This window comes from Roseateles sp. (genome assembly GCF_049240545.1).
Taxonomy (GTDB): Bacteria; Pseudomonadota; Gammaproteobacteria; order Burkholderiales; family Burkholderiaceae_C; genus Paucibacter_A.
Genome location: NZ_JBMLSK010000389.1, coordinates 21,438 through 34,641, shown reverse-complemented (window position 1 = coordinate 34,641; position 13,204 = coordinate 21,438). Strand labels below are relative to the sequence as shown.

Here is a 13,204-nt window from a genome sequence, read left to right as displayed (position 1 = left end):
ATGAGGGCCTGGTCTGAAGGTGACCCCGGCGCTATCATCCGGCCGCCTCGCCGAGCCGACCATGAAGAACAAGCTACACACTCGCAAACACCAACTGCTTTTGCGCAGCCTTGCCCTTTCGCTGACCCTGAGCCCTTTGGCCCAAGTAGAGGCGGCGGGCAGCACGGCAAGCTTTCAGCTGAAACCCAAGCGCATCGACCAAGTCTTCTCCGAGTTCGACGCCAAGAGCCCGGGTTGCGCCCTTGGCGTGTTCAGTCACGGCAAGATGCTTTACGCCCGCGGCTACGGCCTGGCCGACCTGAACCATGGCGTGCGCATCCAGCCGAACACGGTGTTTGACATTGGCTCTACCTCCAAACAGTTCACCGCGCTGGCCTTGCTGATGCTGGCCCGCGACGGCAAGCTGAGCCTGGACGATGACGTGCGGCGTTACTTGCCCGAGTTGCCCGACCTGGGGGTGACGATCAGCTTGCAGCAACTGCTGTGGCACACCGCCGGGCTGCGCGACTACAACGAGCTGATGCTGCTGGCCGGCTACAAAGAAGAAGACGTCACCGAAGATGCGGACGCCCTGCGCCTCTTGAGCGCCCAGCGCGGACTCAACTTCGCACCCGGCAGCCACTACAGCTACAGCAATAGCGGCTACTTTCTTGCCGCCTTGGTGGCCCAGCGGGTCAGCGGGCAAAGTCTTGACGCGCTGCTGCAGCAACGCGTTTTCAAACCCCTGGGCATGGCGAGCACCCATGTCCGAACCGACCACACCCAGGTGGTGCCGCGCCGGGCCAGCGCCTATCGGCAGCAGCAAGACCGCTATGTGATCAATATGGCGAACTGGAATCAGCCCGGCGACGGCGCGGTGCAGTCCACCGTGCAAGACCTGGCCCTGTGGGATGCCGAGTTGGATCAGCCCCGCGTGCTGCCGCCCGATTTGCTGCGCACTTTGCAAACCCCCGGCCAATTGAGCAATGGCCAGGCGCTGGGCTATGCCAACGGGCTGGAGCGCGACCAGTACCGGGGTTTGACGCGGATTCAGCACGACGGTGCTTGGGCGGGATACCGGGCCGTCTATATGCGATTTCCAGAACAGCGCCTTGGCCTGGCGCTGACCTGCAACAGCGCCGAAGCCAACCCGGTGGATTTGGCAGAGCAGGTCATTGATCTGGTGCTAGCGCGCCATTTGCAGCCCTTGCCGCCTGCCCCGCCTAGCGTGGCTTTGTCGCCAGTCGCTGCCCAAGGCTTTGTGGGCCGTTACCTAGAAGACCAGGGCAGCGAAGTCTTGCACCTCACACTCGACGACAAAGGGCTGCTGCAATGGGACGCCGATGACGCGATGCTCCCGCTGCAGGCCCTGAGCGCTGATCGAGTGCAAACCAGCAGCGGCCGCACCCGAATCACCCGCATCGAAGAAGGACTGACGCTGCGCAGAGCGGGCATCGAACGCCCCCTTGTGTTTCGTCGACTCGCCAACTACCAGGCGGACGACGCCAGCTTGAAGGCTCTGGTGGGGCGCTACCAAAGCACCGAGCTGAATACCGAATGGACCCTAGTGCTGGACAGCGCCCAGGGATTGATCCTGCGCTCGCGCGGTTTGGCTGACCCAGTTCTGCAGGTCCTCAGCCCGGACCTCTTGCACGGCTTGAATTTCACGCTGCGCCTGGAACGCGACACGCAAGGCCGCTTGCAAGGCTTCGTCTATGACAGCGATCAGGCGCGCGGCATCCGCTTCCAGCGCATGTGACAAGCCACCGCCCGGCGATCAGCGACAATGCCGCCCATATGTTTGCACTGTTCGATGAAGCCGGAAAATTTCTCGCCGGCCGCGTGATGTCTGAAGCCGATAGCTCGATGCAGGTCGAGTTGGAATCGGGCAAGCGCGTCAAGGTCAAGGCAGCCAATGTGCTGCTCAAGTTTGATAAACCCAGCCCGGCCGAATTGATCGCCGAGGGCCAGCGCTTGGCGCAAGAGATCGATCTGGATCTGGCCTGGGAGTTCGCGCCCGAGGCCGAGTTCGGCTTTGCCGACCTGGCCCGCGAATACTTCGACGCCAAGGCCAGCGTGGCGCACCAGGTCGCCGCGCTGTTCCGATGCTTTGAGGCGCCGCATTACTTCCGCCGCGCCGGCAAGGGCCAGTTCAAAAAGGCCTCCGAGGAAGTGGTCAAGGCCGCTTTGCTGGGCCTGGAGCGCAAGCGCCTGCAAGCGCTGCAGATCGAGGAATGGGCGACCGAGCTGGTGGCGGGCCGCTGCCCGACGCCGATTGCCGACCAGATCTACAAGATTCTGTTCAAGCCAGACAAAAACGGCCCCGAGTACAAGGCCGTGGTGCTGGCCACCCAGCGTTCGCACAAAGCGCCGCTGGACCTGCTGCAAGGCGCCGGCGCCATCACCAGCGCCTACCAGTTCCACTGGAAGCGCTTCTTGTTCGAGCAGTTCCCCAAGGGCGTGGGCTTCCCGGCCCTGAGCGCACCGAAGATCAAGGACGAGTTGCCGCTCTCCAGCGTCAGCGCCTTCTCGATCGACGATTCAGCCACCACCGAAATCGACGATGCCTTGTCGGTGCAAGGCCTGGGCACGGGCGAGGTCATCTTCGGCATTCACATCGCGGCGCCGGGCCTGGCCTTCACGCCCGACTCAGCCATCGACAAGGTGGCGCGCGAGCGCCTGTCCACCGTCTATATGCCGGGCTGGAAGCTGACCATGCTGCCGGACGAGGTGGTGCAGGCCTACACCCTGATCGAAGGCCGCGCCTGCCCGGCCGTGTCTTTGTATGTGACGCTGGACGAAGCCACGCTGGCGGTGAAGAGCAGCGAGACCAAGCTGGAGCGCGTGCCCATCACCGCCAATCTGCGCCACGACAAGTTGGACGAGGTGATCACCGCCGCCACGCTGACCGGTGAAGCGCCGGCCGACTACGCTTTTGCGCCCGAGCTGGCCTTTGCCTTCCGTCTGGCCAACAGCTTGAAGGCGCAGCGCGAAGTGGTGCGCGGCAAGCCGGAGAACTTCAACCGGCCGGACTACAACTTCCGTCTCGACTCGAACGGCGAGCATGAGCCCAAGGGCACAGAGACCGTCAGCATCAGCACCCGCCGCCGTGGCGCGCCGCTGGACTTGATCGTGGCCGAGGCCATGATTCTGGCCAACTCCACCTGGGGCGGCTGGCTCAACGACATGGGCCTGCCCGGCATCTACCGCAGCCAAGCCAGCATGGCGCCCGGCGTCAAGGTGCGCATGGGCACACGCGCCCAGCCACATGCCGGCCTGGGCGTGGCCCAGTACACCTGGTCGACCTCGCCCTTGCGCCGCTATGTGGACTTGGTGAACCAATGGCAAATCATTGCCTGCGTTCGCAATGGCCGCACTGCAGCGCTGGTCGCGCCCTTCAAGCCCAAGGACGCCAATCTCTTCTCCATCATCTCGGGCTTTGATGCGGCTTATGCCGCTTACAACGGCTTCCAGAATGGCATCGAGCGTTTCTGGACGCTGCGCTATTTGGCGCAGAACCAGATCACCGAGCTGACCGCCACGGTGATGAAGGACGGCCTGGTGCGGGCTGATGAGCTGCCCCTGGTCTTCAAGGCCCTGGGCTGCGAGCCGCTGGCGCGCGGCGCCCATGTGCGGGTCCGCATCACCGGCACCGACGAGATGACACTGGACGTGCACGCCACGCTGATCGAACGTCTGGATGAAGCCCTGCCTGCCGCGAGCGACGAAGACTCGGGCGAAGAGGAAGAGGAAGGCGCTGGCCCGCTGACCCTGGCGCTGGACATGGCGCCGCTGGAAGAAGAGGCAGGCGCTTCGCCCAACAGCCCCGAGGCGACCCCGACCTGACGATGGCCGGCAAGCTCTCCACCCTCCAACTCGCATTGCTGATCTCGCTGGGCGTTCACGGCGCCCTGCTGAGCTTGCGTGTGGTGGACCCGGAGCGCTTCAACCGCATTTTTCAGGACACGCCGCTGGAGGTGGTACTGGTCAATAGCCGCTCCAATGATGCCCCCGCCAAGGCTCTGGCCTTGGCCCAGGCCAATCTGGCGGGTGGCGGTGAGCAGGAAAAAGGCCGGTCCACCTCCCCCTTGCCACCCTCTAAACAGCTGGAGGTGGGCGACGCCAGCGAAACCCAGCGCGCCCAGATCGCCCAGTTGCGCGAGCAGGAGCAGCAATTGCTGGCTCTGGTGCGGCGCGAATTGGCGGCCATGCCCATCCCCGACCCGACACGCGAGCGGGCAGAAGCGGCGACGCAAGATCAGGTCGAACGGCGCCGGCAGTTGGTGCAGCTGCTCGCCGAGATCGAAAAGCGCGTCAACGAAGAAAGTGCCCGGCCGCGCAAGCGCTACGTCAGCCCCGCCACCCGCGAGGTGGTCTATGCCCAGTATTACGACGGGCTGCGTCGTCGCGTCGAAGCGCGGGGCACACGCGATTTCCCAGAAAACAAAGGCAAGAAGCTCTACGGCGAACTGACGATGAATATCCACGTCAACCAGCGCGGCCGCGTCATCGAGACCGATATCGTCAGCTCCTCGGGCAACCCGGTGCTGGACAGCCGCGCCGAAGCGATCGTGCGGGCAGCCGGACCATTCGGCGTCTTCAGCAAGGCCATGCTGCAAAGCGCCGAGGTGCTGGTGATCACCTCCCGCTTTCGATTCACCCGGGAAGAAGGCCTGGAAACCAGCCTCAGCCCATCTTCGTCACCCTGAATCCCAAGCATGACCGCAGTTGACCGTTACGCCGTCGCCGGCAACCCGGTGGCCCACAGCCGCTCACCGGACATCCACGCCGCCTTTGCCGCGCAAACCGGCCAAAGCTTGGTCTACGAGCGCCTGCTCTGCCCGCTCGACGCCTTTGCCAACACCGTTCAGGCTTTCGCCGCGACCGGCGGACGCGGCTGCAATATCACCGTGCCCTTCAAGTTTGAGGCCCATGACCTGGCCGCCCGACTGAGTCCCCGCGCGCGCTTGGCCGGTGCGGTGAATACCTTGCGCTTCGACGCCGAAGGCTGGTTCGGCGACAACACCGACGGCGCCGGTCTGCTGCGCGATATCGAACACAACGCCCAACGTCCGCTGGCCGGCCGGCGCGTGCTCTTGCTTGGCGCGGGCGGCGCGTCCGCTGGCGTGCTGGGCAGCTTGATCTCTGCGCGGCCGGCGGAAGTACAAGTCGCGAATCGCAGCGCGGACAAGGCCGAGTCGCTGCGCGCATCGCACCAAGCCTTGGCCACGGAGATGGGCGTCAAGCTCAGTGCCTCGAACCTGCAAGACTGCGGCAGCGGCTTTGATGTGCTGATCAATGGCACCAGCGCCAGCTTGGCGGGCGCCGCCGTGCCCGTCGGACCGGAGGCCCTCGCTCCCCAGGCCTTGGTGATCGACATGATGTATGGCCCCGCTGCAGCGCCCTTTCTGGATTGGGCGCGCAGCCAGGGCGCAGAGGCACGCGACGGCCTGGGCATGTTGGTCGAACAAGCCGCCGAAGCCTTCGAGATTTGGCGCGGCCGCCGCCCCGACACCGCGCCGGTCTTGCACTCGCTGCGCCAGGCGATCGACAAAAAGCCAACCCCATGAAGATGCTCGGGCGGTTCTTGCTGCGCTTGCTGGCCCTGCTGCTGCTGGGCACCTTGGCCTTGCAGCTCTATTTTGCGGGGCGCATTGCCTTGATGAATGTGCTGGCGCCGCAGTCCACCACCTTTGAACGCTCCGAAGCCTGGCGTTTGGCCATCGAACAGCAGCGCATCGACTGGAGCCAGCAATGGGTGGATGACGCCGCTCTGTCCAAACACCTGAAACGCGCAGTCATCGCCAGCGAGGACGCCGGCTTTGTCGAACACAGCGGTGTCGAATGGGATGCCCTTGAAAAAGCCTGGAATCGCAACCAGCGTGAAGAAGCCAAGGCCGAGCGACGCATCGCCCAGGCCAGCCCCGCCGCCAAGGCCCGCGCAGCGGCGCGCCCCCCCAAAGTCATCGGCGGCTCCACCATCACTCAACAACTGGCCAAAAACCTCTTCCTCAGTGGCGAGCGCAATCTGGCTCGAAAGGGCCAGGAATTCATCATCACGATGATGCTGGAAGCGATGCTGAGCAAGGCGCGCATCCTGGAGATCTATCTCAACAATGTCGAATGGGGCGAAGGCGTGTTCGGCGCCCAGGCGGCGGCACGCCACTACTTTCGGGTGGATGCCCGGCAGCTGTCACCCGCCCAAGCAGCCCGCTTGGCGGTGATGCTGCCCGCGCCCAAGCGCTTCGAGAAACGCCCTTCCTCGCCCTATGTGATTTCGCGCGCCGCTACCATCGAGGCCCGCATGCCGGCTGTAGAGCTGCCCTGATTCCCATGCCCTCCGACAACACCATCACCGCCGAAATTGCCGCCACAGCCGCCCGTCTGGTGGTGGAAGAAGGGCTGGAGTACGGCCCCGCCAAGCAAAGAGCCTTGAAAACACTGGGCTTGCCGCGCAACGGCCGCGCGCCGCTGCCCAGCAATGATGAGCTGGAAGAGGAAGTCCGCGACTATCTGGCCTTGTTTTGCGCCGACACCCAACCGGCTGAACTGGCTGCGCTGCGCGAACTGGCCGCCGTTTGGATGGAGCGGCTGGCTGAGTTTCGACCCCATTTGTGTGGCGCGGTGTGGCGAGGTACGGCCACCCGGCTATCCAATATCCATCTGCAGCTCTACTGCGATGACAGCAAATCCGCTGAAATCGCCTTGATCAATCAGGGCATGGACTACGAAGTGGGCGCCCTGAGCGGCCCCAAAGGTCGCGACATTGACGTGCTTTCCTTCGCCGCCTCCTGCCCCGCCTTGAACGAACTCGTGACCTTGCATTTGAGCATTCTCGACTTCGATGATCTGCGCGGCGCATTGAAAACCGATGCAAACGGCCGCAGTGAACGCGGCGATTTGACGGCCCTGCGAAAGCTATTGGAAACGGCATGACGACACAGAACAAAAGCAACACACGGCGCAAACTGCTGCTGACGCTGGCCGGCGCCGGGGCCGCAGGGTTGGGCGTGGCCGCGGCACTGAAGCGGCAACCCGCAGCCTTGTCTGCCCCCGCCCAAGACTTTTGGGTCAGCCGCTTTGACATGCTCGGAGGCGGCGAGTTGCTGGCAAGCCAATTCCGAGGCAAACCGCTGCTTTTGAATTTCTGGGCCACCTGGTGCCCGCCTTGCGTCAAGGAGTTGCCCGAACTCGGACAGTTCCAGCGGGAATTCCAAGCGCGCGGATGGCAGGTCTTGGGCCTGGCGGTGGATTCGCCCAGCGCGGTCCGCGAGTTCTTGAAAAAGATTCCGCTCGACATTGCACTGGGTTTGGCCGGATTGACCGGCACCGACTTGAGCCGCAAACTCGGCAACAGCCAGGGCGGCCTGCCGTTCAGCGTGGCCTTTGGCAGTTCCGGTGAGGTGGTTTGGCGCAAACTGGGTGCCACCAGCTTGGCCGAATTGCAGCAAATGGCGGTCAAGCACTCTTGACGTCCTCGCCCACCCCCTAGTTTGTTAAGCTCATCTGCAGCTCAGGGTCAAGCGATTTATTTCTGGCGTCTTGCGTCGAAGTCCGCTTAAAACGCGTAAAGTTCGCCCTTTTCCGCTTCTAGTGTCTTCACTCTAACCGGCGCACCATGCGCCAAGCAGGGTCACACCGCGTCGCTGATGCAGATTCTCGTTATTCACGGACCCAACCTCAATATGCTCGGCACCCGCGAGCCTGGGGTGTATGGCTCGCAAACTTTGGCGCAGATCGATGCAGATCTCGCCGAGAAGGCAGCCAATGCAGGGTTTGAACTAAAATCCTTCCAAAGCAACCACGAAGGTGCCTTGGTCGATCGCATTCAAGCGGCAGGCAGTGACGGTTGCCGATTCATCATCATCAATCCGGCGGCCTACACCCACACCAGTGTCGCCATGCGCGATGCGCTGGCCGCAGTGGCCCTGCCCTTCGTCGAAGTTCATCTGTCCAATATTCACAAGCGCGAGACTTTCCGGCACCACAGCTTTTTTTCCGCACTCGCCGATGGCGTGATTTGCGGGCTGGGCGCCCAGGGCTACCAACTGGCCCTGAGTTACGCGATTGAGAAGCTCCGCAGCCCCGTCTGACTCTTCCGATTCATGCCGGGGCGTCGGTGGACGATGCCGTTTAGTCAACAAAACACAATAATCAAACTCGCTGGAGAAACCCTATGGATCTGCGCAAGCTCAAGACCCTGATCGACCTGGTGTCCGAGTCGAATATTTCTGAACTTGAAATCACCGAAGCCGACGGCAAGGTGCGCATCGTCAAGTCCGACGGCTCTGTGGCCGTGCCCATGATGATGGCCGCCCCCGCTGCTGCCCCCGCGGCAGCAGCTCCGGTGGCTGCAGCCGCTGCCGCCCCGGTGGCCGCAGCACCCGTGGCCGCTCCGGTCGAATCCGGCCATATCGTCAAATCGCCGATGGTGGGCACCTTCTATCGCGCCTCCGGCCCGAACGCCAAGCCTTTTGCAGAAATCGGCCAGTCCATCAAGGAAGGCGATCCGATCTGCATCATCGAAGCGATGAAGATCATGAACGAGATCGAAGCCGACAAGACCGGCACGATCACCAAGATCCTGTGCGAAAACGGCCAACCGGTCGAGTTTGGTCAGCCCTTGTTCGTCATCGAATAAGGATTCGCGATGTTCAAAAAGATATTGATTGCCAACCGGGGCGAGATTGCGCTGCGCATTCAGCGCGCCTGCCGCGAGTTGGGCGTGAAGTCGGTGGTCGTCTACTCCGAGGCTGACCGCGATGCCAAGTACGTCAAGCTGGCCGATGAAGCGGTTTGCATCGGCCCCGCGCCGTCTTCGCAAAGCTACCTCAGCATGCCGGCCATCATCGCCACCGCCGAGGTGACCGATGCCGAAGCGATTCACCCCGGCTACGGCTTCCTGAGCGAGAACGCTGACTTTGCCGAGCGCGTCGAGCGCAGTGGTTTCACCTTCATTGGCCCGACCCCCGAATCCATCCGCATGATGGGCGACAAGGTGTCGGCCAAGCAGGCCATGATCCGCGCAGGCGTGCCTTGCGTGCCGGGTTCGGAAGGCGCACTGCCGGAAGACCCGCGGGAGATCATCAAGATTGCCCGCTCGATCGGCTACCCGGTCATCATCAAGGCCGCCGGCGGCGGTGGTGGTCGCGGCATGCGCGTGGTGCACACCGAGGCGGCCTTGGTCAATGCGGTGCAGATGACTCGCACCGAAGCCGGCGCTGCCTTTGGCAATCCGCAGGTCTATATGGAGAAGTTCCTCGAGAATCCTCGCCATATCGAGATTCAGGTGCTGGCCGACCAACACAAGAGCGCTGTCTGGCTGGGCGAACGCGACTGCTCGATGCAACGCCGTCACCAGAAGATTCTGGAAGAAGCCCCGGCACCCGGCATTCCACGCCGCATCATCGAGAAGATCGGTGATCGCTGCGCCGCTGCTTGCCGCAAGATGAATTACCGCGGCGCGGGAACCTTCGAGTTCTTGTACGAGAACGGCGAGTTCTACTTCATCGAGATGAACACCCGTGTGCAGGTGGAGCACCCGGTCACCGAATTGGTGACGGGCATCGATATCGTGCAGATGCAGATCAAGGTGGCGGCCGGCGAAAAGCTGCCCTTCACACAGCGCAATATCGTGATGCGCGGTCACTCGATCGAGTGCCGCATCAATGCGGAAGACCCCTTCAAGTTCACACCGTCCCCCGGCCGCATCACCATGTGGCATGCACCCGGCGGCCCGGGCGTTCGAGTGGACTCGCATGTCTACACCAATTACACCGTGCCACCGCATTACGACTCGATGATCGGCAAGATCATCGTTCACGGCGACACCCGTGAACAAGCGTTGGCGCGCATGCGCATCGCCTTGTCGGAGACGGTGGTGGAAGGTATCTTGACCAACATCCCGCTGCACCGCGAGTTGATGGTGGACGCCAAGTTTGTCGAAGGTGGCACCAACATCCACTACCTCGAGGGCTGGATGAGCCAGCACAAGCGATGAGCGACGCGCAGGACCCGAACCCGGCGACGCTGCACGAGTTGCTGCTGATCTGCGGCGAGGATGATGTCGAGATCGTCAGCGACGCCTTGATGGAGCTCGACGCTTTGGCCGTGTCGGTCGAAGACGCCGATGCAGATACCGACGCTGAACAAGCCTTATTCGGCGAACCGGGCATGCCCGCGCCCAAGGGCGGCTGGCAGCGCTCGGTCGTGAAGGCCTTGTTTCCCGACGAGCAGCAGGCGACCGAATGCGCCACGCTGATCCTCAGCCAGGACTGGGCGGCCGATGTGCATGTGCAAGCGATTCAGGCCGTGGCCGAGCAAGACTGGGTGCGCCTGACCCAGTCGCAGTTTGCGCCGGTGGAAATCACGCCTGAGTTCTGGATTGTTCCCTCCTGGCACCAGGCGCCCGAGCAAGCCAAGCAGGTGATGCGACTGGACCCGGGCCTGGCCTTCGGCACGGGCACCCATCCGACCACACGCATGTGCTTGCGCTGGATTGCACAACACGCCGCCTTGAGCCCCACATGGACCCGCGTGCTCGACTACGGCTGCGGATCCGGCATTCTGGCCATCGGTGCGGCGCTGCATGGCGCGCAGAACATTGACGCCGTGGACATTGACCCGGCCGCCATCACGGCCAGCCAAGATAACGCCAAAGCCAATCAGGTGACGCTGAAGGCAGCCCTGCCCGATGCAGCACAAGGCGAGTACCCCTTGGTGCTGGCCAACATCCTGGCCACGCCTTTGAAACTGCTGGCGCCCTTGCTGGCAGCGCATTTGGCACCCGGGGCTCATTTGGTGCTCGCCGGCATTCTGGCGCGCCAGGCCGATGAGCTGAAGGAAGCCTATGCGCCTTGGCTGAAGCTTGAGGTCAGCGACGAAGAAGAGGGTTGGATCCTGATGACGGCGCAGCGCGTCTGAACCCGGTCGTGACTTCGCAAGTCCACGGCAACTTCGGCTTGATCCAAGGCAGACTCATGGCATGATGGCGCCATGAGTTTCGCCACCCGTTGTACCGCTTGCGGCACCATCTTTCGGGTGGTGGAGGATCAGCTTCGCGTCTCCGAAGGCTGGGTTCGCTGCGGTCGCTGCGCCGAAGTGTTTGATGCCCGCGAACAATTGTTCGACATCGACCGTGAAGCGCCGCCCGCATGGCCGGCACAGAGCCCTGCACCTGCTCCGGTTACAGCCGAAGCGCCGCCATCCGTGAAGGATTGGCACGACGAACCCAGCGAGCCCACACAGCACAGCCGGCACCCATCGCCCGCCCCCCAAGAACCACACGACTCTTGGCAACCCAGCCAGGATCCCGAGCCAGAGATCCGGGTTGCAAGCAAGGCGAGACCCAGCGAGTTCGCGGCCGCTCCAGCTTCAGATGACGCGCTTGCTCTAGACCCCATCCGAGTGGAAGAAGCTCGCATCGACTCCAGGCTGGATTCGCGCCTCGAGCCGCAATGGGTGCCCGAGGATGCGCAAGCCCCTGCCCCCACTCCGGTTACTACACCAAGCCGCAACATCGAGGCGCCACAGGTAGGCGCGATAGAAATGGGGGACGGCCCAGACGTCATGCTCAGCCCCAGCTTGATGAAGGCTTCAACGGCCAAGGCAGAACCGGGCGAAGCCCTGAACCCGCCCAGCAAGCCGGCCAGCAACAAGGACGCCGAAGCCAAGAGCAGCCCGGTTCCGGAGTTCCTCCGCACCAAGCCCAGTCAGTCCTTTTGGCGGCGTCCCGCCGTGCGCGCGGGCTTGAGTGTCACGGGGCTCTTGCTCACGGCTTTGCTGAGCCTGCAGGCGACTCTGCATTTCCGCGATGCATTGGCGGCGCAACAACCCGCTTTGCGCCCCGCCTTGAGCTCGCTTTGCCGCATGGCCGCCTGCGAGCTGCAGGCCTGGCAACACATCGAATCGATCAGCGTGGAATCCAGCGCCTTGAACCTGGCGGGCCCCGACAACCACTACAAGTTGCTGGTTGGACTTCGCAACAAAGGCAGTGCTGAAGTTGCCACGCCGTGGGTGGAACTCAGCCTGACCGACGCGAGCGGCACCGTGCTCGCCAAGCGCAGCCTCCGCCCCACAGACTTGCACGCGCAGCAAGCGACGCTGCCCGCCGGATCTGAGCTGAACCTGCAAACCCTGCTCTCCACCGGCACGCTCAAGGTCAGCGGTTACAGCGTGGAGATTTTTTACCCCTGAGCACGGGCCTTTGATGGCGCTGCGCCGCCAAGTTCTGCAAGGCTCAAACTGGAAATCGACCGCGACCCGCGGCACAACGGCCACACCACAAACAAAAAACCCAGCCGAAGCTGGGTTTGTCATCGCGAGGCCCAAGCTGACTCAGCCTAGGCCTTCGATGAAGCTCAGGGCTTGTTGCCTGTTGGGAACGGCCAGGCGGCTTGCGGGCTCAGTGCAGTTTTGGCTGCGGGAGCTGCGGCTGCCGGCTTGGCTGCAGCCTTCTTAGGGGCAGCCTTTGGAGCAGGCTTGGCAGCAGCCTTAGGAGCGGCCTTAGGAGCGGCAGTCTTAGCAACGGTCTTGACCGGTGGCTTGACTGGCGTTGCGTCCTTCTTGACGGCAGCAGGCTTCTTGGCAGGAGCAGCGGCCTTCTTAGCAGGAGCAGCAGCCTTCTTAGCAGGAGCGGCAGCCTTCTTCGCAGGTGCGGCAGCCTTCTTCGCAGGTGCAGCAGCCTTCTTCGCAGGTGCAGCAGCCTTCTTCGCAGGTGCAGCGGCCTTCTTCGCAGGTGCAGCAGCCTTCTTCGCAGGAGCGGCAGCCTTCTTCGCAGGAGCGGCAGCCTTCTTCGCAGGTGCAGCGGCCTTCTTCGCAGGAGCGGCAGCCTTCTTCGCAGGAGCAGCAGCCTTCTTCGCGGGTGCAGCGGCCTTAGGAGCAGCAGCCTTCTTCACTGCGGCAGCCTTAGGTGCGGCGGCTTTCTTTGCGGGTGCGGCGGCCTTGGGTGCTGCGGCCTTCTTGGCCGGAGCCTTCTTTGCAGTTGCCATGTTTCAGTTCTCCTTGATCAAGTGGAAAGAGCACTGCCCACATACGGACGGGCCGCTGCAGCGCAGTTATTCACCACCCAGATGTCGCTTAAAGGTTGGCGCCCCGGTGCGGTGAATTGGGTAGCAAGCCTTCGTTTGCGCCTTCAAGGGCGGCAGACGATCACTTGCAAATTTCATCTATCGATTTGATCCTTCAAAAACTGGGACGGCTGGCTGCTGCACACGCTGCAAAGCAA

Annotated in this window: 13 protein-coding genes; 12 read left to right on the top strand and 1 reads right to left on the bottom strand. The window is 63.1% G+C overall.

The window, feature by feature from the left end; translation table 11 throughout:
• Positions 1–61: 61 nt before the first annotated feature.
• From ACOVRJ_RS23630 to ACOVRJ_RS23575, 12 genes are all read left to right on the top strand, one after another.
• The gene (locus ACOVRJ_RS23630) at positions 62–1,738 is read left to right on the top strand and encodes a serine hydrolase domain-containing protein (RefSeq protein WP_422046270.1); all 1,677 of its coding nucleotides are present in this window, start codon (positions 62–64) and stop codon (positions 1,736–1,738) included.
• Positions 1,739–1,776: 38 nt separating this feature from the next.
• Positions 1,777–3,825 carry a ribonuclease catalytic domain-containing protein gene (locus tag ACOVRJ_RS23625; protein WP_422046269.1) on the top strand — a complete coding sequence of 683 codons (2,049 nt, stop codon included), beginning with the start codon at positions 1,777–1,779 and terminating at the stop codon, positions 3,823–3,825.
• A gap of 2 nt (positions 3,826–3,827) precedes the next feature.
• Complete coding sequence (locus ACOVRJ_RS23620; protein WP_422046268.1) at positions 3,828–4,688, top strand: TonB family protein; 861 nt, start codon at positions 3,828–3,830, stop codon at positions 4,686–4,688.
• A 9-nt stretch (positions 4,689–4,697) separates the two neighbouring features.
• Positions 4,698–5,549 (top strand): shikimate dehydrogenase, encoded by an 852-nt coding sequence (gene aroE, locus ACOVRJ_RS23615; RefSeq protein WP_422046267.1) that lies wholly within the window; start codon positions 4,698–4,700, stop codon positions 5,547–5,549.
• On the top strand, positions 5,546–6,307 hold the full coding sequence (locus ACOVRJ_RS23610; RefSeq protein ID WP_422046266.1) for a transglycosylase domain-containing protein: 762 nt from the start codon (positions 5,546–5,548) through the stop codon (positions 6,305–6,307). Before aroE ends, ACOVRJ_RS23610 begins: the two co-directional genes overlap by 4 nt.
• 5 nt (positions 6,308–6,312) lie before the next feature.
• Positions 6,313–6,915, top strand: coding sequence for a hypothetical protein (locus tag ACOVRJ_RS23605; RefSeq protein ID WP_422046265.1), 603 nt, complete (start codon positions 6,313–6,315; stop codon positions 6,913–6,915).
• Complete coding sequence (locus ACOVRJ_RS23600) at positions 6,912–7,451, top strand: TlpA family protein disulfide reductase (protein ID WP_422046264.1); 540 nt, start codon at positions 6,912–6,914, stop codon at positions 7,449–7,451. The genes ACOVRJ_RS23605 and ACOVRJ_RS23600 overlap by 4 nt, the downstream gene beginning before the upstream one ends.
• Positions 7,452–7,628: 177 nt before the next feature.
• Positions 7,629–8,072, top strand: a complete 444-nt coding sequence (gene aroQ, locus ACOVRJ_RS23595) for a type II 3-dehydroquinate dehydratase (RefSeq protein ID WP_422046263.1) — start codon at positions 7,629–7,631, stop codon at positions 8,070–8,072.
• An 83-nt stretch (positions 8,073–8,155) separates the two neighbouring features.
• Positions 8,156–8,620, top strand: coding sequence for an acetyl-CoA carboxylase biotin carboxyl carrier protein (accB, locus tag ACOVRJ_RS23590; protein ID WP_422046262.1), 465 nt, complete (start codon positions 8,156–8,158; stop codon positions 8,618–8,620).
• Positions 8,621–8,629: 9 nt separating this feature from the next.
• Positions 8,630–9,979, top strand: a complete 1,350-nt coding sequence (accC, locus tag ACOVRJ_RS23585; RefSeq protein ID WP_422046261.1) for an acetyl-CoA carboxylase biotin carboxylase subunit — start codon at positions 8,630–8,632, stop codon at positions 9,977–9,979.
• 29 nt (positions 9,980–10,008) lie between these two features.
• Complete coding sequence (prmA, locus tag ACOVRJ_RS23580) at positions 10,009–10,902, top strand: 50S ribosomal protein L11 methyltransferase (RefSeq protein ID WP_422046283.1); 894 nt, start codon at positions 10,009–10,011, stop codon at positions 10,900–10,902.
• A 72-nt stretch (positions 10,903–10,974) separates the two neighbouring features.
• A complete protein-coding gene (locus ACOVRJ_RS23575) occupies positions 10,975–12,174 on the top strand; it encodes a DUF3426 domain-containing protein (RefSeq protein WP_422046260.1) in 1,200 nt (399 codons plus the stop codon).
• A 164-nt stretch (positions 12,175–12,338) separates the two neighbouring features.
• On the opposite strand, the gene ACOVRJ_RS23570 is transcribed toward ACOVRJ_RS23575, so the two are convergent.
• Complete coding sequence (locus ACOVRJ_RS23570) at positions 12,339–12,968, bottom strand: histone (RefSeq protein WP_422046259.1); 630 nt, start codon at positions 12,966–12,968, stop codon at positions 12,339–12,341.
• Between the last annotated feature and the right edge of the window lie 236 nt (positions 12,969–13,204).